16 protein-coding genes are annotated in these 20,701 nt (G+C 76.5%); 11 read left to right on the top strand and 5 right to left on the bottom strand.

From position 1 onward, the window contains the following. Window positions 1-369 precede the first annotated feature (369 nt). Together WME83_RS22065 and WME83_RS22060 are read left to right on the top strand one after the other, a co-directional pair. The gene (locus tag WME83_RS22065; RefSeq protein ID WP_236644707.1) at window positions 370-867 is read left to right on the top strand and encodes a MerR family transcriptional regulator; all 498 of its coding nucleotides are present in this window, start codon (window positions 370-372) and stop codon (window positions 865-867) included. Between the two features lie 237 nt (window positions 868-1,104). Further along, entirely contained in the window at window positions 1,105-1,878 is a 774-nt protein-coding gene (locus WME83_RS22060) for a sigma factor-like helix-turn-helix DNA-binding protein (protein ID WP_437321260.1), read from the top strand. Here WME83_RS22060 and WME83_RS22055 read toward each other — a convergent pair whose 3' ends face one another. From WME83_RS22055 to WME83_RS22045, 3 genes are all read right to left on the bottom strand, one after another. Beyond that, entirely contained in the window at window positions 1,879-4,371 is a 2,493-nt protein-coding gene (locus tag WME83_RS22055; protein ID WP_437321259.1) for a hypothetical protein, read from the bottom strand. It lies immediately after the preceding gene. Further along, the gene (locus WME83_RS22050) at window positions 4,359-5,237 is read right to left on the bottom strand and encodes a hypothetical protein (RefSeq protein WP_437321258.1); all 879 of its coding nucleotides are present in this window, start codon (window positions 5,235-5,237) and stop codon (window positions 4,359-4,361) included. Before WME83_RS22050 ends, WME83_RS22055 begins: the two co-directional genes overlap by 13 nt. A gap of 63 nt (window positions 5,238-5,300) precedes the next feature. Next, window positions 5,301-5,966 (bottom strand): RNA polymerase sigma factor, encoded by a 666-nt coding sequence (locus WME83_RS22045; RefSeq protein WP_437321257.1) that lies wholly within the window; start codon window positions 5,964-5,966, stop codon window positions 5,301-5,303. 204 nt (window positions 5,967-6,170) lie between these two features. Here WME83_RS22045 and WME83_RS22040 point away from each other — a divergent pair, with 204 nt between their 5' ends. After that, window positions 6,171-6,716 carry a hypothetical protein gene (locus WME83_RS22040; protein WP_437321256.1) on the top strand — a complete coding sequence of 182 codons (546 nt, stop codon included), beginning with the start codon at window positions 6,171-6,173 and terminating at the stop codon, window positions 6,714-6,716. Continuing rightward, a complete protein-coding gene (locus tag WME83_RS22035) occupies window positions 6,716-7,297 on the top strand; it encodes a septal ring lytic transglycosylase RlpA family protein (protein ID WP_437321255.1) in 582 nt (193 codons plus the stop codon). Before WME83_RS22040 ends, WME83_RS22035 begins: the two co-directional genes overlap by 1 nt. Window positions 7,298-7,342: 45 nt before the next feature. On the opposite strand, the gene WME83_RS22030 is transcribed toward WME83_RS22035, so the two are convergent. Beyond that, window positions 7,343-9,766: a PQQ-binding-like beta-propeller repeat protein gene (locus WME83_RS22030; protein ID WP_437321254.1), complete on the bottom strand. Its 2,424-nt coding sequence runs from the start codon at window positions 9,764-9,766 to the stop codon at window positions 7,343-7,345. A gap of 248 nt (window positions 9,767-10,014) precedes the next feature. On the opposite strand from WME83_RS22030, the gene WME83_RS22025 reads away from it, so the two are divergent. The 4 genes from WME83_RS22025 to WME83_RS22010 all read left to right on the top strand — a co-directional run bounded on the left by WME83_RS22025 (window position 10,015) and on the right by WME83_RS22010 (window position 13,343). Further along, window positions 10,015-10,641 carry a CDP-alcohol phosphatidyltransferase family protein gene (locus WME83_RS22025; protein ID WP_437321253.1) on the top strand — a complete coding sequence of 209 codons (627 nt, stop codon included), beginning with the start codon at window positions 10,015-10,017 and terminating at the stop codon, window positions 10,639-10,641. 204 nt (window positions 10,642-10,845) lie between these two features. Further along, the gene (locus WME83_RS22020; protein ID WP_437321252.1) at window positions 10,846-11,433 is read left to right on the top strand and encodes a Uma2 family endonuclease; all 588 of its coding nucleotides are present in this window, start codon (window positions 10,846-10,848) and stop codon (window positions 11,431-11,433) included. 57 nt (window positions 11,434-11,490) lie between these two features. Further along, window positions 11,491-12,081 (top strand): Uma2 family endonuclease, encoded by a 591-nt coding sequence (locus tag WME83_RS22015; protein WP_437321251.1) that lies wholly within the window; start codon window positions 11,491-11,493, stop codon window positions 12,079-12,081. A gap of 197 nt (window positions 12,082-12,278) precedes the next feature. Further along, entirely contained in the window at window positions 12,279-13,343 is a 1,065-nt protein-coding gene (locus WME83_RS22010; RefSeq protein ID WP_437321250.1) for an outer membrane protein assembly factor BamB family protein, read from the top strand. Window positions 13,344-13,428: 85 nt separating this feature from the next. Here the strand turns inward: WME83_RS22010 and WME83_RS22005 are convergent, their stop codons facing one another. Next, entirely contained in the window at window positions 13,429-14,163 is a 735-nt protein-coding gene (locus WME83_RS22005) for a hypothetical protein (RefSeq protein ID WP_437321249.1), read from the bottom strand. Between the two features lie 370 nt (window positions 14,164-14,533). Between WME83_RS22005 and WME83_RS22000 the strand changes: the two genes are divergently transcribed. The 3 genes from WME83_RS22000 to WME83_RS21990 all read left to right on the top strand — a co-directional run bounded on the left by WME83_RS22000 (window position 14,534) and on the right by WME83_RS21990 (window position 20,330). Then, entirely contained in the window at window positions 14,534-16,015 is a 1,482-nt protein-coding gene (locus WME83_RS22000) for a hypothetical protein (RefSeq protein WP_437321248.1), read from the top strand. A gap of 310 nt (window positions 16,016-16,325) precedes the next feature. Continuing rightward, window positions 16,326-19,184 carry a serine/threonine-protein kinase gene (locus tag WME83_RS21995; RefSeq protein ID WP_437321247.1) on the top strand — a complete coding sequence of 953 codons (2,859 nt, stop codon included), beginning with the start codon at window positions 16,326-16,328 and terminating at the stop codon, window positions 19,182-19,184. A 120-nt stretch (window positions 19,185-19,304) separates the two neighbouring features. Further along, on the top strand, window positions 19,305-20,330 hold the full coding sequence (locus WME83_RS21990) for a hypothetical protein (protein WP_437321246.1): 1,026 nt from the start codon (window positions 19,305-19,307) through the stop codon (window positions 20,328-20,330). The last annotated feature ends 371 nt before the right edge of the window (window positions 20,331-20,701 follow it).

The raw sequence follows: 20,701 nt of genomic DNA, 5'->3' as shown, positions 1-20,701 counted from the left end.
CGACCAGACTATCAGCCCTTTTGTCTGAAAGGACCGATGTGTGTCAGGGTAAGGACCATGTCGCACCCCGAGCCCCGCTGCCCGACGGGCGCCCCCTCGCTCCCACCCATTGCGCCCAGCGTCCCGTTTTTCCCTCCTCGACCCCGGGAACCCGACGTGCGGAGCGGATCGAGGCGCGACGCCGACGGACGAAAAATGTCCGAGGCGTGTCAAGAACCCCGGGAAAGCACCGCGTCTCGCGACAGCCACACAATAATCGTAGTCGCGTCAATTGACTGTATTCCATTCAGTGGAATAGAGTCGCCCGCGTCGGTTGGGTAGGGCCTCCGGCAATCGATGGGAGGACCGGTGCAGAGGATCCCCGAGGACGTGCTTGAGCGCATCGAGCGGGAGCACGCCCAGGGGATTACCTCGAGCGATATTCTCGAGTTGTTCGCAGCGCATGGCATCAAGTTCAGCGAGGCGACGCTCCGGAAGTACGTGCAGCTCGGCCTGCTCCCGCGAAGCGTGCGGGTAGGGCGCAAGGGCAAGCATCAGGGCTCGCAGGGGATGTATCCGGCCACGGTAGTCCGCCAGGTTCAGCGCATCAAAGAGATGATGGCCCAGGACTACACCATCGAAGAGATCCAGCGTGAATTCCTGTTCGTGAGAGGTGATATCGAGGAGCTCGAGCGCACGATGACCAAGGTCTTCAACGCGCTCAGGGACGCCGCCAAGGAGAGGCGGAGCGAGACGAGCGGCAGGGCGATCGCCCAGGACCTCGCGAGCGCGGAGACGCTCGCGCGGGAGCTCGTCGCGAAGCTGTCGTTGATAGAAGAGCGCCTGATGGCGCAGGCGCGGCTCACGAAGCAGGCGGCATCCTCTTGAGGTGCCGAGTCGCAGGGTCTTCGATTCCGTGAAGTGAAGGGGGCCGCATCGCGGCCCCGCCTGGGTTTGACGCGATCGACGGGACGGGCACCGGCTCGTTTCGTCGCGATTTTTTAGGGACGGCATCCGGCGTTACGTCGGGCAAGGAGCGGGATCTCTTTGCGTTCGAGCTGGGACTCGGGCGTGTGGGGAACGCGCGCGCTTGAGAGCGGAGACGCTACCAAACGGAGGCAGCGCATGGCGACGGTGTCTGAGAGCGAGCTCGAGATCTTCGGCCTAGACGGAGCGGATGCGGCGGGGAGTGACTGCGAATCGGCGGGCTCCAGCGAGCCGGTCGTGGAGGGCGCGCTCGCGCTCCAGGCAGACCCCGCGGCGTCGGGGAACGCCATCACGCGCGAGCAGCGCAGGTCCCGGAGGAAGCGCGAGATCCGGGCGCGGACGATCAGCGTCAAGCGCATGACCAAGCGCGAGCTCGAGATCGGCCGGATGCTCTATCCGGAGACCGATTATTACAAGCCGCGGACCCGCGCCGAGTGCGTCGACGGCCCGAGGCCGTGCCCGTACGTCTCGTGCCAGCACCACCTCTATCTCGACGTGTCGGCCAGGACGGGCGCCATCAAGCTGAACTTCCCCGATCTCGAGGTCTGGGACATGAACGAGACGTGCGCGCTCGACGTCGCCGATCGCGGCGGCACCACGCTCGAGGACGTGGGGGCGATCATGAACCTGACGCGCGAGCGGATCCGCCAGGTCGAGGTCAAGGCGCTCGCGAAGCTCGAGGCGCTGAAGGACATGATGGCGCTGCGCGACTACGTCGACGAGGGCCCGGTCGGCAAGCGCCGGCTCCCGGTGCTGACCCAGCCCGAGGACGACGAGGACGAGGACGAGGTCGCGCTCGACGAGGACGAGGGCGACGCGGACGCGGACGCGGAGGACGAGGGCCTCGAGGCGGCGCCCGCCGGGCGGACCGCGGAGATCGAGGACGCGGGCGACTTCGACAGCGGGGAGTGATCAGTCGGGCCGGGCCTCGACGGTCACGATCGCGTCCGCGCCGAGCGCGCTCGCCAGGAAGGCGCGCCACGCCGCCAGCGTGGCCTTCGCCGGCGGCGTGCGGGGGGCGCGGCCGCTCCACAGGTGGATGAGCCGGCGCCGGGGCTCCGCGAGCGCGTCGCGCTCGCGCCGGGCGACGAGCGCCTCGGCGCGGTCGAGGTCGGCGTCGGCCGCCCGCTGCGCGAGGCCGGCGAGGAGCTCCTTCACGCGGGCCGTGGCCTCGTCGAGCTCCGCGCTCGGCGCCCGGATCTCGACCGCGAGCGCCGCCGCGCGCGACCCGCCGAGGACGCGGGCGCTCGCGCGGGCCGCGAGCTGCCGCCGCGCGGGCGCGGCGTCCGCCGCGGGAGGAGCCGCCGCGCCGAGGGCGGCCGCGAGCAGGCCGCCTTCTCCGTTGAGGGCGGCGACCGTGAGCTCCGCGAGATCGCGCGTCGCGCTCGCGGCCTCGCGCGCGGCCGGGAGCCGCGCGCCGACGACGGCCTGCGAGAGCGGCGTCCCGGCCGGGAGGCGGGCGTCGTGGTGACCGAGCCGGGGCACCACCGCGCCGTCCGGTGAGGCGCACCCGCGCGGCGCGAGCCGCGGCGCGAGCCAGCGCTCGGCGGCCTCCGCCGCGGCGGCCGCCTGCGAGGCGTCGGCGTTCGCGAGGACGGCGAGCCGGAGCGGGCCGGTCGCGAGCGCCTGCCATCGGAGCTGCACGGTCTCCAGCGCGCCGCTCGCCACCCGGTCCCAGACGCCGAACGGCTCGATCCAGGACGGGTGGTCGGGCGCGACCGCCGAGGCGAAGGCCTCGAGCGCCGCGGCCCGCCCGCCGGAGAGGCGCTCCAGGTGCTCGAGCGCCGCGGCGCGCGCCAGCGTGAGCGCCTCGGGGCCCAGCGTCGTCGCCGCGATCGTGCGCGCGGCGGCGCTCGCGACGCGGCGCCCGAGCTCGGCCGGCGTCTCGCGATCGTCGCGGAACGGCGCGTGCGCGATGACCCCGACGGCGTCCGCCGTGATCCACGGCTCGATCGTCACGTCGAGCTCGCGCCGCCGGGTCTGCACGGCGGCGAGCGCGGCGAGCGCCGTCGCGCCCGCGTCGTACACCCCCTCCTCCGCGACGCCGCACGGGCTCGCGAGCAGGACCCAGACCTCGCCCTGCCCGCGCTCGATCTGGGTGCGCCGCTCCAGCGCGGGCTGGGCGCCCGCCGCGAGCGCGCGGCCGAGCTCCGCCTCGAAGCGCCGCTCGCCGGCCTCTCCCGGCGCGGCGGGCCGCGGCGGATCGGCGCTCGGGGGGAGGCCGAGGGCCGTCGCCCAGCGCTCGGGCGGCGCGCTCGGGGCGCTGCCCGAGAGCGCCCACCAGGCGGCGCGCGCGCCGGCGTCGCGCGGGTCCTGCGCGGTGAGGATCTGCCGCGTGGCGGTGGCGGGGCTCGCGGGGGCCGCGAGGCCGCGGCGGATCTCCTGCCGCGCGACCGCGGCGGCGAGCGCCGCCGACGCCTCGACGGGCGGGGCCGAGGGCAGGTCGGAGGCCTCGATGGTCACGCTGACGCAGCCGCCGCGCGGGCGGGCGACCCCGAGCACCTCGACGGTGCGGAACGGGGACGGGAGCGCCGAGAGCCGCGCGCGGAGCGGCGACCCCGGCGCGCCGAGCCGCTCGGCCGCGGCGACCGCCGCCTGCGGGCTCGCGACGCGCGCGGCCACGGTGACGCGGGCCGCCCGCCGCTCGAGCTGGTTCGTCGCGTACACGCCGACCGTGTCCGCCGCCGGCCACGGGTCCGCGGGCGGGCCGCCCGCGGGCCAGCCGCCTTCGCCCTCCGCGGCGCGGGCCGCCTCCGCGCAGAACGCGGCCGGGCCGACCGCGGCGATCGAGGTGCGCCCGGCGTGCAGCGCCGCGGCGCGCCACCCCTCGAGCTCCCGCACGCCCGCGGGGGTCGCCAGGTCGACCACGGGCTCGGCGCCGGCGAGGCCCAGCCGGCCGGTGCACGCCGCGATCGGCGAGAGCTCGGGCGCGTCGAGCGGGCTCGCCCTGAGCGCCTGCACCCGCTCGATGGCCCGGGCGACCTCGGGGCTGCCGGCCGCGATGGGCTGCGCGAACGCCGCCGAGAGCGCGCGCAGGAACGGCGCGATGCGCGCCGCGTCCCGCACGAGCAGGCGCACGCGGAAGGCGCTGCGGTCGATGCGCGCGTCCACGTCGAAGCCGGCGGCGACGAGCCGCGCCTCGACCACGCTGGCGAGCGCCGTCGTGGCGACCGAGCCGAGATCGGTGGCGACCGAGGCGACGAGCGCGGGCGCGGGGTCGCCGTCGCGGGAGACGAGCGTGAGCCGCGGGCGGGCCTCGAGGTTGCGCACCTCGATGCGCCCGACGCTGCCCTCGGGCGTCGAGACGAGCGCGTGCCCCGGCGCCGTCGGGCCGCCGGGTGCGGCGCCGCTGCAGGCCGCGATCAGGACGAGCGGCAGCGGGAGCGCGGGCGTCAGGGAGCGCATGCGTCGTCGGCCGGCAGGGGGGCGCCTTCCGGCTGGAAGTCGGCCGGGCATCGCGGGGCGATCTTGAAGCCGTAGAAGTAGGTGAGCACGCCGGTGACCGAGGCGAACGCCGCGCCGTCTGCGAGCGGCGGCCCCTCGGCTTCTAGGTCGTAGAGCTCGTTCGAGAGGCTCGGCACGTCGTCGGCGGGCACGCCGGCGCCGACGTTGATCCGCGCCGTGTACCGGCCGCCGCTCCTCGCCGGGTCGCCGGCGGTCGTCACCCCCTCGACCCGCACGAGCATGCCGAGGTAGCTGCGCGCGGTCGCGTAGCTCGTCAGCGCGCGGAGCGGCACGCGGATCGGCTTGGCGGGGCGGTCCTCGAAGCGGAAGCTCATGGTCCCGCCGATCTCGGGCAGGGTGCGGCAGCCGCGGAACCGGCCGGACGAGGGGCCGCGGAACTCGGTGAGCACGCCGAGCAGGTCGACGACATCGCCGGGGAAGAGCCGCAGGTCCGGGGGGCTGAACGCCGGCTGGAAGACCGTCATGCCGGAGTAGGGGACCGGCTCGTCCGCGCTGTCTTGCACGTAGTGGTTGCCGTGCGCCCCCTCGCCGGTCTCGTCGAACCGGTCGATCGCGACGAGCGTCGCGCCGGTGACGTGGACGCGGCGATCGACGGGCACGCCCTCGCAGTCCTCGCTGTCCTGCGCCGCGGGATCGGCGTTGAACCACGCGGCCTCGCCGACGAGATCCGCGATGCGGGCGCCGCTGCCGCGCTCGTCGGCGAGGGGGATCGAGGGGGCGTCTCCGTTGCCGCCGCCGCACGCGGCGAGCAGCGGGGCGGCGGCGACGGCGAGGAGGGCGGTCGTGATGCGGAGCGGGGCGGCCATCCTCTCCGGCTCATACCACAGGGCCGACGGACGCCGAGCCCCCTTCGCGGGGGCGGGGGCGGCTCAGGCCGCGAGGCTCGCGCCGGACAGCATCGCCTCGAGCCGGCTCTGGATCTTGTGCCGCTTCGAGTAGACCGTCTTCACGCTGATGCGCATCCGCTCCGCGATCTGCTCCGGGGGCAGGCCCTCGCCGAAGTAGAGCGCGACGAACTCGCGGTCCTTGTCGGAGAAATCGTGGAGCACCTGCCCCACGATCGCGGCGCGCTCGCGGCGCTCGGCGTGGTCCTGCGGGGAGGGGCGCTCGCAGGGGAGCTCGACGGCCGCGTCGTCGAGCGGGGCGCAGCGCGGCGCGCGGCGGGCGCCGCGCAGGTGGTCGTAGGCGCAGTGGACGGCCAGCGTGCCGATCCAGGAGCCGAGCCGCGTGCCGCGCTCGGCGTCGAAGCTCCTCAGCTTGCGCATGTCGTTCGAGATCAGCTGCATCAGCAGCGTCGCGTGGATGTCGCGGATGTCGTCCTGCGCCACCACGGCGGAGAAGCGGGCGATCACGCCGCTGATACATCGGTGGACCAGCCGATCGTACCGGGCGTGGAAGGCGCGCCAGGCGCGCTCGTTCCCCGCGATCATCTCCTTCACCAGCACCCCTTCGGCGACGTCGCCGAGGTCTTCCGAGCATCCCTTACCGCAGAGAGGCAAGCCGTTGGACATGCCGGTGGTCAGTGCACCCGACATGCCAGCGTCTCCAGCGCCGGATCGACGGGCGGCGCGGCGGCGGCGTGCCGCCGTGGGCCTGCGGCCGTACCTCGGGCGCTGTTAACGAGGGTTCACTGCGCGCGACCGCCACCAAGGTGGAAAGATCCAGCCGCGCGCCCCGGCCCGGGCCGCGCCGGGCGCATCGGGTCTGCGCGCGGCCCTGTTTCGGGTTATGGACCGAGGGTGCTTTCCGGCCGTGCTCTAGCCCTTGCGGTCCTCGCGTGGTCGCTCCTCAAGGTCGTGGTGCGCCGTCTGTTCGACGGGCCGAGCGGGCTTGCCCTCTTCCGCGAGAACTACGACGCCGACGGCCTGCCGCCGCTCTCGCCCGCCGAGCGCGCGGCGCTGCCCGGCTTCTCCCGCTGCATCGCGTGCGGGCGCTGCGATCTCGGCGAGGCCGAGCGCATCGCCGCCTCGAGGGGGGCTTACCCCGGGCTCATGACCGTGGTGCTCGCGTCGTCGCGGAGCATGCCGGACTTCGACGCCGCGGCGCTCGCGCTCGCGCACGTGCCCGAGGCGGTGCTCGCCGAGAAAGAGCGGACCTGCCCGACCGGCGTGCCGTTCCGCGAGCTGGCCAGGTTCGTGCGGTCCAAGGCGAGCGCCGCGCGCGCGCTGGCCCTGGACGGGGAGGGGAGCGCGCCCGCCGACCTGGCCCTCGCCGCCGCGGCGGCCCCGCCCGCGGCCGCCCTCGACCCCTCGTCGGCCGACCGCGCCGCGCCCGAGGCGACGTGATGACGCCGGCGGGGCGTCGCGGCGCGGCGAGGGCGCTCGCGTTCCTCTTCCTCCTCGGCACCCCGGCCTGCGCCGCGCACCAGCCGCCCCCAGCCCGGACGAGCGGCGCGCCGCCCCTCTCCGCCGAGGTCTCCCGCCCGCCGGGCCCCCGAGCGGCGCTCGCGCCGGACCGGGCCGGAGACGACGACGCGGGCGAGGACGACGGCCGCATCTCCACGCCCATCGCCCCCGCGAGCGCCCGGGGCGCGGCGAAGGGGGTCGCGATCCAGCGCGGGCGCGCCACCTACTACGCCGACAAGTTCAAGGGCCGCGCCACCGCGAGCGGCGAGCCCTACAACCCCCGCGCGCTCACGGCGGCGCACCGGACGCTCCCCTTCGGCGCGCTCGTCGACGTCGTCCGCCGGGACGGCCGCCGCGTCCGCGTGCGGATCAACGACCGCGGCCCGTTCAAGCGCGGCCGGATCATCGACCTGTCGCGCCGGGCCGCCGAGCGGATCGGGCTCATCCACGACGGCGTGACCGATGTGACGCTCGAGCTCATCTGGAAGCCGGCCCGGAAGCCCGCCCGGCGGGGGCGCTGATCGCGCCGCGGCGCCGGGCGGCCGGGGGCGGCCGCTCTGGGACGGCTACTGGACGAGGCTGAGCCGCGGGGCCGCGGCGAAGGCGGCCAGGTGGCCGCTCTCCTCGGCGACGTAGACGTCGCACCGCTCGTCGACCCGGAGGAGATCCGGGATGAGGTCGGTCGGCACCTTGCCGAGCAGCGCGCCGTCGCGCGGCCGCACCACGTGCACCTCGCTCTGCGGCACGAACAGCGCCCCCGAGCGCAGCACCGGCTCGAGGCGCCGCGGCCGGTCGCCCTCGACGCCGCCCGCGAGCACGTGCCGGTACCGGACCGCGCCGTCGTGCGCGCCGACCCCGACGATCTCGCCCGCCTCGCTGTTCACCACGACCACGTCGTCGACCATGAGGCACGAGGCCGTCGCCGCGCACGCGGTGAGGTCGAAGCGCGTCGCCCCGGTGCGGCGATCGAGCCCCACGAGCCCGGTGCCGCGCCGCCCGTGGGTCACCACGCACACGGTCTCGGGCCCGAGCAGCGGCGCGCCGACCGGCGCCACGTGCTTCGGCAGGTCGACGGTCCACCGCGCCTCGCCCGACCACGGGTCGAGGTGGTGCAGCCGCGCCCCGCCGCGGCCGACGAACGCCCCGTCGCCGGCCAGGGCGAAGAGCGCGTCGTGATCGACCGCCACCGGCGACGCGAACGGCAGCCGGTCGCAGAAGCGCCAGACGACCTCGCCGCTCAGCACGTCGAGCGCCGCGAGCGCCGGCTCGCCGCTGCCGACCACGACGAGCTTGCCCGCGCGGCGCAGCCGGAAGTTCTCGCCGCGCCGCGCGGCGTAGCGCCAGCGCACCTCGCCCGAGTAGAGGTCCACCGCCGCGAGGTGGCGCGTCCCCTCGCTCACGATGAGCATCCGGGGCAGCCCGGGGGCGCTCACCACCGCGCCCGAGGCGTTCGCGCCGACGCGCGGCGACAGCCGCGTCGACCAGGCCACCTCGCCGGTCGAGAGCTCGTGCAGCTGCAGCGTGCCGTCGGGCAGGAGCCGCCCGAGGCCGACCGGCGTCATCACCGAGACCGCGCGCGGCGCCTGCTTGCGCCACAGGCACTCGCCGGTGCGCCGATCGATGCAGGTGAGCTCGCGCGTCGAGCCCACGACGAGCACGTCGCCGCAGAGGAAGGTGGCGCGGAGGTCGACCGAGGGGATCGCCGCGACCCACCGGGCGGTGAAGCGCAGCCGCGTCCGCCCGAACGTGTCCTCGGCCGCGGCCTGCGGGCGCGCCGCCGCGGCGAAGGCGCGGTACGTCTCCGGGGCGACGTTGATCTTCGCGTCGTTGCGCGTGAGCTCGCGGAGCCGCTCGGCGAGCTCGCGCACGCGCGCCCGGAACTCGAACAGGCGCAGGTTCGAGGTCTGCGCGCGGTCGCGGCGCACGAGGCTGCGCGCGAGCGCGCGCCCGAACGCGACGACGCCCTGGGCGAGCGCGGCCACGTCGACGGCCGGGAAGGTCCAGGTCTGCGCCCGCTCCTCGGCCCCCGCGAACGGCGAGCCGCGGCCCGGGCCGAGCGCGCGCGGATCGGCGGGCGGGACGCGGCCCACGCGGGGCACGCCGAGCGTGAGCGAGAGCGCCCCCTCGCTGTGCAGCCGCACGCCGAGGATCGCGCCGCCGACGGTCAGCCGCCGGTGGTAGGGCTGCCGCCGCGCCCACGCGTCGAGCGACTCGAGCGACAGCGACGCGAGCTGCTCGGCGAACGGGAAGATGAAGACGTCGGGCAGCTCCCGCGCCTCCTCGCCCACGAGCACGCGGATCTTGCCCCGGAAGAGGAGCGAGAAGAGGTCGGCCCGGAGCACGGCCGGCTGCGTGAGCGCGGCGCCCTGGGACGTGCGCAGGAGCGCCTCGGCCGCGATGGCGATCGGGATCTCGCCGGTCGGCTCGACGCCGACGATGGCGGGCTCGCCGCCCGGGTCGTCGGGCGAGAACGGCAGGGCGGCGGCGAGGCACCGCCGCGCGGCGGAGAGGCGGTGCTCGCCGAGGCCGCCGCCCGTGTCGTTGTCGGAGAAGGCGGCGTCGCGGCGGGCGCTGGGGCTCCGGTGCGCGGCGAACCGGTCGATGGCCGCGAGGACGCGCGCGCAGAGCGCTTCGCCCTCGAAGCGCCGCTCGTGCAGGGCGACCTCGGGCACGTCGCCGCCGTGGAAGACGGTGACGAGCAGATCGCGGCCCACGCGCTCGAGGCCGAGCTCCCAGGGATCGGGCTCGAGGCACAGCCGCACGACGGCGCGCGCGCGGCGTCCGGAGGCGAGCTCCGCCGCGGCCTCGGCGAGATCGCAGAGCAGCGGCAGCGCCTCGGCCTCGGCGCGCAGCGGCAGCGCCGCCTCATCGAGCGGAGGAGGCGCGTTGCGCGCCCCCTCCAGGACGAAGTCGAGCACATCGTGCAGCGACGTGCGCTCGGGCTCCGGTGAGCATCGGGTGTTGTCGGCGACAAGAGACAGTCCGGGCATCCGCCGAGGGATGCTAGGCAGCGTGAGGCCGGGTCCTAAGTTTTGTGCGCGGATAGCCGCGGAGTGGACAAGCCGGTGCCACCTGACTAGACAGCGCCGGCGCCGGGCGCCCGCCGCTGTCGCCGCGGAGCGGGGCCTCTGGCGCGAGGACGGCGCGAGGTCGGCGACACGCGCGACGCGCGCGACGTGCGCAATGTAGAATGGTTGGCAATCCAACCGGACGTGCAACACTCCGCACCCCGAGCGCCATGCCTTCCGAAAGACCGCCCCACTTCTCGATGCTCCGGTCGTTCGCGCTGGCCGATTTCGTCACGCTGGCGAACGCGGCGAGCGGCACCCTGAGCATCTTGCTCTGCCTGAACTACGTGGCCGAGCGCGAGCGCATCTACATCTGGGTGGTCTTCGGGCTCTTGCCGTTCGCGCTCGCGTGCGACGTCCTCGACGGCACGATCGCGCGGTGGCGTCGCCGGCACTCGCCGCTCGGGGCCGATCTCGATTCGTTGGCCGACGTGGTCTCGTTCGGCGTCGCGCCCGCGGTGCTCGGCTACGCGCTCGGCCTGCGCGGCCCGTGGGACGCCGCCGCGCTCGTCTACTTCGTCGCCTGCGGGATCAGCCGCCTCGCGCGGTACAACGTGACCGCGGCCGAGCTGTCGGACGAGCGCGGGAAGGTGCGGTACTACGAGGGCACGCCCATTCCCACGAGCCTGCTCATCGTGCTGCTCTTCGGGGTGCTCTTCGCGCAGGAGCGCGTGCACGAGCAGATCTGGCTCGGGTCGATCGCGCTCGGCCCCTGGGCGTTCCACCCGCTCAGCCTGGTCTACGTGGTGAGCGGCAGCGCGATGGTGAGCGGCACGCTGCGGATCCCGAAGCCGTAGCGGCGAGGGGGCGGCGGGCGGGGGCGCGAAGCGACGCTTTCGACGGGAGCTCCAGAGGATTGCGGCCGGAGAGGGCCAGCGGCCCGGAGGGTGGCATCCGTGACGTGACGGATGCTCCGTCGCTCCCGCCCTTGCCGGCGCCTGCCGCTGGCGCTTGCTCCGCGCCGCATTGCCGCCCCGCGGCGCACCGGGCAGGCTTCGCCCATGGGCCAGCCCGCCGAGAAGCAGCGCCGCGCCACGTACGCCGACCTGGAGGCCGTCCCGCCGAACAAGGTGGCGGAGCTCGTCCGCGGCACGTTGCACGTGTTCCCCCGACCGGCGCCGCGTCACGTAAACGCCGAGGGCGCGCTGCAAGGAGAGCTCTTCGGCCCTTTCCATCGCGGTCGCGGCGGTCCGGGCGGGTGGTGGATTCTCCCGGAACCCGAGCTGCATTTCCCGGATCCGGCGGCGCCCGGCGAGATCGATGCGCTCGTGCCCGACCTGTCCGGCTGGCGCCGCGAGCGCATGCCCGAGCTGCCCAAGACGGCCTATTTCTCGCTCGCCCCGGACTGGATCTGCGAGGTCCTGAGCCCGTCGACCGAGCAGGTTGACCGCGACGAGAAGATGCCGATCTACGCGCGCGAGGGCGTCCGGCACGCGTGGCTGGTCGACCCGATCGCACGCACGCTCGAGGTCTACGTGCTGGGCGAGGATCGTCGCTGGGGACCTGCGGTGGTCCACCGAGACGCCGCGCGCGTCCGCGCCGAGCCCTTCGACGCCATCGAGCTCGATCTCTCGGTGCTCTGGGCGTAGCTGGCCGCCGCGCTGGCGTTCCTTGCCTCACCGCACGCCTCCGGGCAGGCTCGGCTCATGGGCCAGCCCGCCGAGAAGCCCCGCCGCGCCACGTACGCCGATCTCGAAACCGTCCCGCCGAACAAGGTGGCGGAGCTCATTCGCGGCACCCTGCACGTGTTCCCCCGGCCGGCGCCACGACACGCCAACACGAGCTCGGTCCTCGGGATCAAGCTCGGCGGCCCGTTTGGGCTCGGAGATGGTGGCCCCGGCGGGTGGTGGATCCTGGATGAACCCGAGCTGCACTTCCCCGATCCGGAGGCGCCCGGCGAGATCGACGCGCTCGTGCCCGACCTCGCGGGCTGGCGCCGCGCGCGCATGCCCGAGCTGCCAGAGACGGCCTATTTCTCGCTCGCCCCGGACTGGATCTGCGAGGTCCTGAGCCCGTCGACCGCGGCCTTCGACCGCGACGAGAAGATGCCGATCTACGCGCGCGAGGGCGTGCGGCACGCGTGGCTGGTCGACCCGATCGCGCGCACGCTCGAGGTCTTCTCGCTCGCGTCCGGGCGCGCGTGGACCCCCGTCGCGACCCATCGAGACGCCGCGCGCGTCCGCGTCGAGCCCTTCGACGCCATCGAGCTCGATCTCTCCCTCTTGTGGGCCAAATAGAGGCGGCGGGTCAGAGCCCCGGCCGAGGACGCTGCCTGGACGCGCGCTCGCCGGCGCGCCCCGCGCCGTCGCTCTCGATCGCGGGCGCCCCGCGGCGATAGACTGGCGCGATGCGGCCCTGCAGGAGCTGTGGTGCCTCGCTGGAGGCAAGCCGTCATGGGATCACGTGTCCGCGCTGCGGCGCCGAGAACCCCGGCGTGGCGGGCGCGGCGGCTGCGCTGCCGGGCACCCCCGCGCCCGCGCCGGCTGCACTGCCGGGCACCCCCGCGCCGGCGTCGGGGCCGCCCCGGGCGGTGAAGGCGCTCCTCGCCGTGGCGATGGCCGCGGTGGGGGTCGGCTTCGCGGTGATGTTCTTCGCCCGCGTCGAGCCGCCGAAGGAGGCCGCCCCGCGCGCGCGCCAGCTCTCGACGCAGCTCGACGCGCTCTGCTTCGTGGACGCGAACGGCGACGACGCGCCCGACCCGGTGCTGTGGCAGGACGGCAAGACGCGCGGGCGGGTGGTCGCCGTCGACGGCCGCAGCGGGCAGGGGATCTGGTCGTCGTCGGATCTCGACCGGCCGGACGCGCTCGCCTGCCCCGACCAGAGCACGGTGCTCGCCGGCGGGGAGAGCGCCACGCTGCACGCGCTCGACGCCCGCACGGGCAAGCCGCGCTGGGCAGCGAGCCTGCCCGGGCCCCCCGACGAGGTCGCGGCCGGCGAGGGCTGCGCGACCGTCGTGATGAAGGACGGCACGTCGACCGGGATCCAGCTCGGCGGGGGCGAGGTGGCCGACTGCCCGACCGCGCCGCCGCCGTCGGCGATCACGGGGCAGTTCTGGGAGCGCAAGAAGAACCCCCAGGTGGTCCGCGCCGGCGACGTGGAGGTCGCGCTCACCGCGCCGGCCGAGGGGCCGCCGCGGCTCTCGGCCGAGGGGCGGCGCGGCGGCGCGTCGCTCTGGAAGAAGGAGCTCCCGGTGCGCGCGCCGCTCTCCGGCGGGCGGCCGGACCTCTTCCTGGTCGCGAGCGGCGGCGCCGCGATCGTCGTCGGCGTCGATGTCGTCGGGGGCACGGAGCTGCGCATCATCGCCCTCGACCCCGCGACCGGGGCCAGCCGCTACGAGCGCGCGGCGGGCTACCTCGGCGACCGGGTCGTGGCGGTGAAGGCGGCGGGCCCCTACGTGTACGTCGTGAGCGGCGCCGCGGTGAGCGGCGCCGCGCTGCGCGCGATCGATCCGGCGACCGGCGGCACCGTGTGGCGCGCGACGGCCCCGCTGTCCCCGTGATCGGGCCAGGCGACGGCCCCGCTGTCCCCGTGACCGGTCCAGGCGACGGCCCCGCCGTCCCCGTGATCGGGCCAGGCGGCCGTGCTCAGCAGAGGCAGCCGACGAAGGTGCCGGAGAACAGCGGCCGCTCCATGACCGCGGCGCCGCACGTCGGGCACGTGTCGCCGAGCTTGAGCTCGCGGGGCGGGGGCGCCGGCTTCGCCGGCTGCGCGCCCGCGGCGACGCCGGCCGCGGCGAGCGGCTGGAACTCCACGATCGACACGCGCGAGAACCCCTGCCTCGGCGTGGCGCTGCGCTGCGGGGAGGCCAGGAGATCCTGCTTGCCGCGGACCGGCAGGATGGGCCGCGACATGTTGATGTAGGCGAGCTCGGTCGTGTAGAGCGCCGGGTCGAGCATGCGCGGGTCCTCGGGCTGGACGATGCCGTGCTGGAACGCCTCGATCAGCATGTCGACGTCGGTCCGCGCGTTGCGGTTGCGCGCGGCGTCGACGAGGAAGAGCCCGTTGCCGTAGTAGGCGGCGTTGAGCCAGAAGCCGGTGCCCGCGGTGTGGTAACCGCCGGTCGCCCACTTGTACCCGCGCAGCGAGCGGACATGGGCCGTCAGCGCGTTCGCCAGCGCGTACGACGTCATCCCGAGCGGCAGGAGGCTCACGAGCGCCGCCGGGTGGAAGTTCAGGCAATCGCTGCAGCAGACAGGCACCGTCGGCACGAGCGCCTGCGCCGGATCGATGCAGACCTGGACTTCCGATTCGCTGCGATAGCAGCCGGTGAAACAGGAATGCCGCTCGACGGCGGCCAGGAGCGCGGCGGGAAGTGCCATGCGAGCAACTATACCGTCCACGAGGGCGCATGGCTGCCACGAGGCGCAGCGTCACCGTCGCTGTCCGCGGCGCGCGACGCGCGGCGCGCCCGGGCGTTCTCGACGTTCGCGCGTGCACGCGACCGTACGTCCGCGCTCTCGCGCGCCCGCTCGCCCGCGCGTTTGCGCGGCTGCGGACAGGCGAGCGCAATTGCGTCCTTCATGCGCCTGTCCCAGGATCGCCGGCCGTGATGAAGGCCGCGCGACCCGAGCATCAGCGCCTCCGGCGATGCGTCCGCGATGGAGCGCGCGCGGCAGAGCTCGAACGCCGGTCCAGGGCGGGCGTGCGGTCCTCCGGCCCGCTCCAGTGCGGCGCGGACGCACGGGCCGCGTGACCGGGCGGAGGCGCTCGCTGCTCGTCGCGCTCGCCGGCGCCCTCGCGGCGCTGCTCCCGGCGCTCGCGCTCTCGGGGTTCACGGTCGACGACGCGCTGATCACGGCGCGCTACGCGCACCACCTCGCGCGCGGGCTGGGCTACCGCTTCAACGCGGCCGGGCCGGTGACCGACGGCGTGACGCCGCTCGGGTGGGCGTTCGCGCTCGCGCCGTTCGCGGCCGGAGGCCCGCTCGCCGCGCTCGCGGCCGCGAAGGCGATCGGCGTCGCCGCGTGGACGCTCGCGGCCGGAGCGCTGGCGCTCGCGGTCGACCGGGCCTCCGGCAGGCCAGCGCGGTTCGCGGCGCTCGCGCTCGTGCCGGCGTCGGCGCCGCTCGGGGCCTGGGCCGCGGCGGGCATGGAGACCGGCGTCGTGGCGGCGCTCGGCGCCCTCGCGGTCGCGCTGCCGGCGCTCGGCTGGGCGCTCGCCGGCGCGGCCTGCGCCGGGGCGGCGGCGGCGCTCCGGCCGGAGCTCCTGCCGTTCGCGCTCGTCGTCGCGCTCGCGGCCCAGGCGGCCCCGCGCGCCGACGGCGCAGGCGCCGCGCCGCCTGCGCCCCCGGCGCGGCCCGCGTGGCCCCGCGCGCTCGCCGCGCTCGCCCTCGCGGGCCTGCCCTTCGTCGCGGTGGCCGCGACGCGGCTCGCGATCTTCGGGCGCGCGGCGCCGCTCGCCGCGCTCGCCAAGGCGCCGGACGCCGCGCTCGGGGCCCGGTACGCGCTCGCGTGCTTCCTCCTGACCGGGCCGGTGGCGCTGATCGCGCCGGTCGCGTGGCGCGCGCTCCCGGCGTGGCCGCGCGGGCTGCTCGCGGCGGTCGCCGTGCACTTCCTCGCGGTCGCGGCCGCGGGCGGCGACTGGATGCCGCTGTCGCGCCTCGCCGTGCCGGCGCTGCCCGCGGTCGTCCTCGCGGCGGCCCACGTCGCCTCGGCCGCGGGCGCGCGCGCCACGGCGCTCCGGATCGCGCTCGCGCTCGCCGGGCAGCTCTTCGTGATGATCCGCGTCGGGCCGACCGCCGCGCGCGTCGGCGGCGACCGGCTGCGCGTGATCGAGGAGCTCCGCGGCGCGCTCGCCGGGGCCGAGGTCGTCGCGGCGCTCGACATCGGCTGGCTCGGCGCCGCGACGGCCGCGACGCTCGTGGATCTCGCGGGCGTCACGGATCCGGCGATCGCGGCGCTGCCCGGCGGGCACACCACGAAGCGGATCCCCGGCGCGCTGCTCGACGCGCGCGGGGTGGACGTGCTCGTGCTGCTGCTCGCCGAGGGGCAGGCGCTCGCCTCGCCGTGGACCGCCTCGCGGTTCGCGCGCGGGGTGGAGCAGCACCTCGCGCGCCTCCCCGACGCCGGCGAGGCGTTCGCTCCGGCGGCGGTGAGCGGCGTGCCGCACCTCCGGTACGTGGTGCTGCGGCGCCGCGCCGGGGGCGAGGCCGCAGCCGTCGCGCCGCGCTGACGCGGTCGCGCCGCGGCGGTGCGTCAACGCGCGTGCGGCGCCCTCGCGGTCGCGCCGCGGAGGTGCGCCGGCGCGCGTGCCGCGCCACGCCGCGGCGCGACTGCGAGGGCGCCGCGGAGGTGCGCCAGCGTGCACGCGGCACCGACGCGGGCGCCGCCCTTCCGTGACGACGTAGGCCGCGATGGTGTGCCGGCACGCGCGCCGCGCCACGTCGCGCGGCGTCGCGGCAGGTGGCAGTGGACGCCGGACGCGCGCAGCTGGCACGCTGTGGAGAAGCGCGCCGTGCGCCCGAGAGGAGCGCGTCAGCTCGATGCGGTCAGGTGAGGTCGTCGACGACCGGTTCGAGGTCGAGGAGCACGCCGCCTCGGGCGCGACGGCGCGCGTGTACCGCGCGCGCGACCTTCGGTCCGGCGCGCAGGTGGCGCTCAAGCTCCTGCAGACGGCCGCGACCCCGGCGCTCGGCGCCCTCGCGCGGGAGGCGCTCGCCCTCGCGACGCTCGCGATCCCCGGCGTCGCCCGCTACGTCGCGCACGGCGCGACCGCGGGAGGCCGGCTCTACCTCGCCATGGAGTGGATCGAGGGCGAGACCCTCTCGGAGCGGCTCGATCGCGCGCCGCTCACGATCGCCGAGGGCCTGACGCTCGCCGCCCGCGTGGCCGAGACGCTCGCCGCCGTCCACCGCCGCGGCTTCGTGCACTGCGACGTGAAGCCCGGCAACCTCCTCCTCGAGGGCGGCGACCTCGAGCGCGCCCGGCTCATCGACTTCGGCGCCGCGCGCTTCTCCGGGGACGAGGAGGAGTTCCCGACGCTCGGCGAGATCCGCGGCACGCCGCAGTACATGGCCCCGGAGCAGGCCCGCGGCGAGCCCCACATCGACGCGCGCGCCGACGTCTTCGCGCTCGGCAGCGTGCTCTTCGAGTGCCTGACCGGGCGCGCCGCCTTCGCCGGCGGCGACCCGCTCTCGGTGCTCATGAAGGTCCTCCTCGAGGAGCCGCCGCGGCTCAGGGAGCTCCGCGGCGACGCGCCGGCCGGCCTCGATCGGCTCGTCGCGCGGATGCTGTCGAAGGCCCCCGAGGCCCGCCCGCGCGACGGCGGCGCGGTCGCGGCGGCGCTCGCGTCGGAGGCGCTCGACAGGCGCCCGGGCGGCGGCCCGCCGCCGTGGTCGCAGCCCTCGTCGTCCCACCCCCCGCCCCGCGCGCGCGAGATCACGGCCAGCGAGCGGCGGGTCATGTGCCTCATCCTCGCCCGCGAGGACGAGGCCGACGCCGAGGCGACCCTCTCGGAGACCGCGGACGAGGGCCGGTCGCGCGCCATCCGGGAGATCGTCGAGCGCCACCGCGGCCGGATCGAGCTCCTGGAGGCGCGGTGGCTGCTCGTCACGCTCTCGGGGCCCTCCGCGCCCACCGATCTCGCGGCCCAGGCGGCGTGCTGCGCGCTCTCGCTCCGGGAGCTGCTCGGCGGCGCGCGGCTCTCGCTCGTCACCGGCCGGGCCGAGGTCGCGGCGCGGCTGCCGGTCGGCGCGGTGATCGACCGCCTGGTGCAGCTCGTCCAGGGCCCTCGCGATCCGCACCGCCCGGCGGCCGTCCGCATCGATGACATGACCGCGGGCCTGCTCGGCGCGCGGTTCGGCGCGACCCGGGACGCGTCGGGGTGCTGGCTGTACGGCGCCCGCGACGAGCTCGGCGCGCCGCCCGCGCTCCTCGGGCGGCCGACGCCGTACGTCGGCCGCGAGCGCGAGCTCGGCCTGGTCGAGGCCGAGATCGACGCCTGCCTCCGCGGCAAGGCCCCGGGCGCGGTGCTGGTGACGGGCGCGGCCGGGGCGGGCAAGTCGCGGCTCGGCTACGAGCTCGTCCGCGCGCTGCGGGCGCGCGGCGAGCCCCTCGAGGTGTGGATCGGCCAGGCCGACCCGATGAGCGCGGGCTCCGCCTTCGGCCTGCTCCAGCGCGCGCTCCGCAGCGGGCTCGGCCTCCGCGACGGCGAGCCGATCGCCGCGAGGCGGCGCAAGCTCCGCGCGCGCGCCGCGCATCGCGGCGGCGCCGCCGCCGGCGCGCGCATCTCGCCCTTGCTCGGCGAGCTCGCGGGCGCCCCGCTGCCGGACGCCGGCGGCGCGCGGCTCGATCCGGCGCAGCGCCCGCCGATCTCGAGCGACGAGCTCCGCCTCGCCTGGGAGGTCTTCCTCGACGCCGAGTGCGCCGCGCGGCCGGTGCTCCTCGTGCTCGACGACCTGCACTGGGGCGATCCGCCGACCGTGGCGCTCGTCGACGCGGCGCTGCGCCGCCTGCGGGGCCGGCCGTTCGCGGTGCTCGCGCTGGCGCGGCCCGGCGTGCGCGAGATCTTTCCGGGGCTCTGGGCGCCGCACCTGCGCAGGGAGGTCTGCCTCCCGCCGCTCGCGCCGGCGGGCGGCGAGCGGCTCGTGCGGGAGGCGCTCGGCGCCCGGGCGAGCGCGGAGCTCGTGCGGGCGATCGTCGAGCGCGCCGACGGCAACGCGTTCTGCCTGGAGGAGCAGATCCGCGCCGCTGCCCGCGGGCGGATCTCGGCGCCGCCGGAGACGGTGCTCGCGATGGTGCAGTCGGATCTCGACGCGCTCGATCCGGAGGCGCGCCGGGCGCTCCGGGCCGCGAGCGTCTTCGGCGAGGCGTTCTCCGGGGCGGGGGTCGCCGCGCTCGTCGGGCGCGCGGACGTCGCGCGCGCGCTCGACGAGCTCGTGCGGCGCGGGGCGATCGTGCGTCTCGGCGCGGGCGGCGCGGGCGGCGCGGGCGGCGCCGCGTACCGCTTCCGCCATGCGCTCCTCCGGGAGGCCGCCTACGCCATGCTGACCGAGGGCGATCGGCGGCTCGGCCACGCGCTCGCGGGCGGCTTCCTCGCGGAGCGCGGCGAGGCCGATCCCATAGCGCTGGCCGAGCACTTCGAGCGCGGCGGCGAGCCTGCGCGCGCGGCCGCCGCGTACCTCGAGGCGGCGCGTCAGGCGCTCTCGGCCGGCGACCCCGGCGCGGCGCTCGCGCGGGCGGCGCGCGGCGTCGCCTGTGACCCGGCGCCGGCCCTCGCGGACGAGCTCCGCCGCGTCGAGGGCGAGGCGCGCTTCCGCGAGCGCGCGGCTGGCGCTTGCACAGCGGACGACGCCTGCACGCTCGATCTCGCGCGGGAGCGGCTGAGCGAGGCGGCCGAGTAGGGCGAGGCGATCGGCGGACCGGCGCCCACCGGGCGGCAAATGGGCCCATGCCGATGCAATGCCCTCGGCCTTGCGTCGCTCGAGGTAGGGTCGGGTGCCTGCGCGGAGCCCGACCTCGAGATGCGACAGCTCTCTCTCTTCGAAGGCCGCCCGCTCCCGGCGGAGCCTGGCCTGCTCGACGGCGCCGCCGGCCCGCCGCCCGGCGACGGCGCGCCCGCGGGGCAGCTCGACCTGTTCGCGCAGCGCACGCTGCGGCTCTCGCGCGCGGCCGGGGCGATCGCCGCGGGGGAGCTCGGCGAGGCGCGGCGGGTGCTCGCGGAGCTCGCGGCGCTCCACCCGGCCGACGCTGAAATCCGCCGCCAGTCCGACCGGATCGCCGCGCTCGAGCGGCAGCTCGCGCGGGCCCTGGGCTCCGCCGCGCCGGCGGCCGCGCTGCTCGAGATCGCGCGCGGCCTCGAGCTCGAGAGCGGCGCCTTTGCGTCGCTGCGCCGCGTGCTCCTCGGCCGCGTGGCGGCGGCGCTCCGCGCGGCGGACGGCGACGACGGGCGGCTCGAGGGGCAGCCTCCCGGGTACTACTGGCTCGCGGCGGGCGACGTACCCGAGGCGCACGCCTCGCTGCTGCGCGCGGTGGAGGTCCGGCGGAGCGCGCGCGCGCTGTTCCTGCTCGGCGACGCCGCCACGTCGCTCGGCGAGCCTGCGGCGCGGCGGTTCTACCTGGAGGCGCTCCTCGGCGACCCGTTCGACGCGGCGCTCGCGTCGGCGCGCGACGAGGCGGTGCGCGGCCTGCCCGACGTCGCGCGCTACGAGCTCGAGATCGAGCACGAGCCTGCGGCGTGGTCGGCGCCCGTCGGGATCGTGACCGGCGTGCTGCCGCCGCCCTTGGGGATCGCGATCGCGCTCGACGACGCGGTCTCCGGGGGCGCTGCCGCGTCCGGAGGAGCGCCGGATCGGCCGTGGTCGCCTGGGCAGGGCGAGGCGCTCTCGATGGCGCGGCGCTTCGTCGCGGCGCTCGCCGCGGCGTCGTCGCCGGAGGCGCGGCGGTCCGGCGACGCGGTGATCGAGGCGCGGCGCGCGATGAAGCGGCTCGCGCCGGCGCTGTTCGCGGCGTACATGGCGCGGGGCGGAGGGGCGCTGCAGGGCAGGTAGGGCCCGCCGCGTCGCCGCATGTCGGGCGGAGCGGGGCGCCCCCGCCGGGTCGCCGTCGTTTGCGCTTTGAGGCGGCCATGAGGAGTCGCCCTGTCATCACGCTCCGCGTGCCCAGGGTCGTGCGCGCGGGCGACACATTCGATTCGCGGAGCCCTGGGGGCTGCATCTCGACGTGCGGCCGCGTGCCCTGCTGGAGCTCGGCGGGGTGGCGACCGGGGACAGCGGCTTCGATCGGCGTTTCCGGGTGCGGGGGCGAGAGGAGGCGCAGGTGCTGGCGGCGCTCACGCCCGCGCTGCGTCGCGCGCTGAGCGCGTTCGGCCGGGCCGAGGTCGACGACGCGGGGGCGCAGGTGTGGAGCGCCGCCGCGGCGC

Origin of the sequence: Sorangium sp. So ce385 (assembly GCF_051474135.1) — a bacterium.
GTDB lineage: Bacteria > Myxococcota_A > Polyangia > Polyangiales > Polyangiaceae > Sorangium > Sorangium cellulosum_D.
Note: the sequence above shows the minus strand (reverse complement) of the source record. Positions and strands in the feature narration are given on the sequence as shown.

Bases quoted from the DNA above. Each gene is read 5' to 3' on its own strand.
- WME83_RS22060 (WP_437321260.1), top strand. From the start codon at position 1,105: ATGGCGACGGTGTCTGAGAGCGAGCTCGAGATCTTCGGCCTAGACGGA.
- WME83_RS22055 (WP_437321259.1), bottom strand. From the start codon at position 4,371: ATGCGCTCCCTGACGCCCGCGCTCCCGCTGCCGCTCGTCCTGATCGCG.
- WME83_RS22050 (WP_437321258.1), bottom strand. From the start codon at position 5,237: ATGGCCGCCCCGCTCCGCATCACGACCGCCCTCCTCGCCGTCGCCGCC.
- WME83_RS22045 (WP_437321257.1), bottom strand. From the start codon at position 5,966: ATGTCGGGTGCACTGACCACCGGCATGTCCAACGGCTTGCCTCTCTGC.
- WME83_RS22035 (WP_437321255.1), top strand. From the start codon at position 6,716: ATGACGCCGGCGGGGCGTCGCGGCGCGGCGAGGGCGCTCGCGTTCCTC.
- WME83_RS22030 (WP_437321254.1), bottom strand. From the start codon at position 9,766: ATGCCCGGACTGTCTCTTGTCGCCGACAACACCCGATGCTCACCGGAG.
- WME83_RS22025 (WP_437321253.1), top strand. From the start codon at position 10,015: ATGCCTTCCGAAAGACCGCCCCACTTCTCGATGCTCCGGTCGTTCGCG.
- WME83_RS22020 (WP_437321252.1), top strand. From the start codon at position 10,846: ATGGGCCAGCCCGCCGAGAAGCAGCGCCGCGCCACGTACGCCGACCTG.
- WME83_RS22015 (WP_437321251.1), top strand. From the start codon at position 11,491: ATGGGCCAGCCCGCCGAGAAGCCCCGCCGCGCCACGTACGCCGATCTC.
- WME83_RS22005 (WP_437321249.1), bottom strand. From the start codon at position 14,163: ATGGCACTTCCCGCCGCGCTCCTGGCCGCCGTCGAGCGGCATTCCTGT.
- WME83_RS21995 (WP_437321247.1), top strand. From the start codon at position 16,326: ATGCGGTCAGGTGAGGTCGTCGACGACCGGTTCGAGGTCGAGGAGCAC.
- WME83_RS21990 (WP_437321246.1), top strand. From the start codon at position 19,305: ATGCGACAGCTCTCTCTCTTCGAAGGCCGCCCGCTCCCGGCGGAGCCT.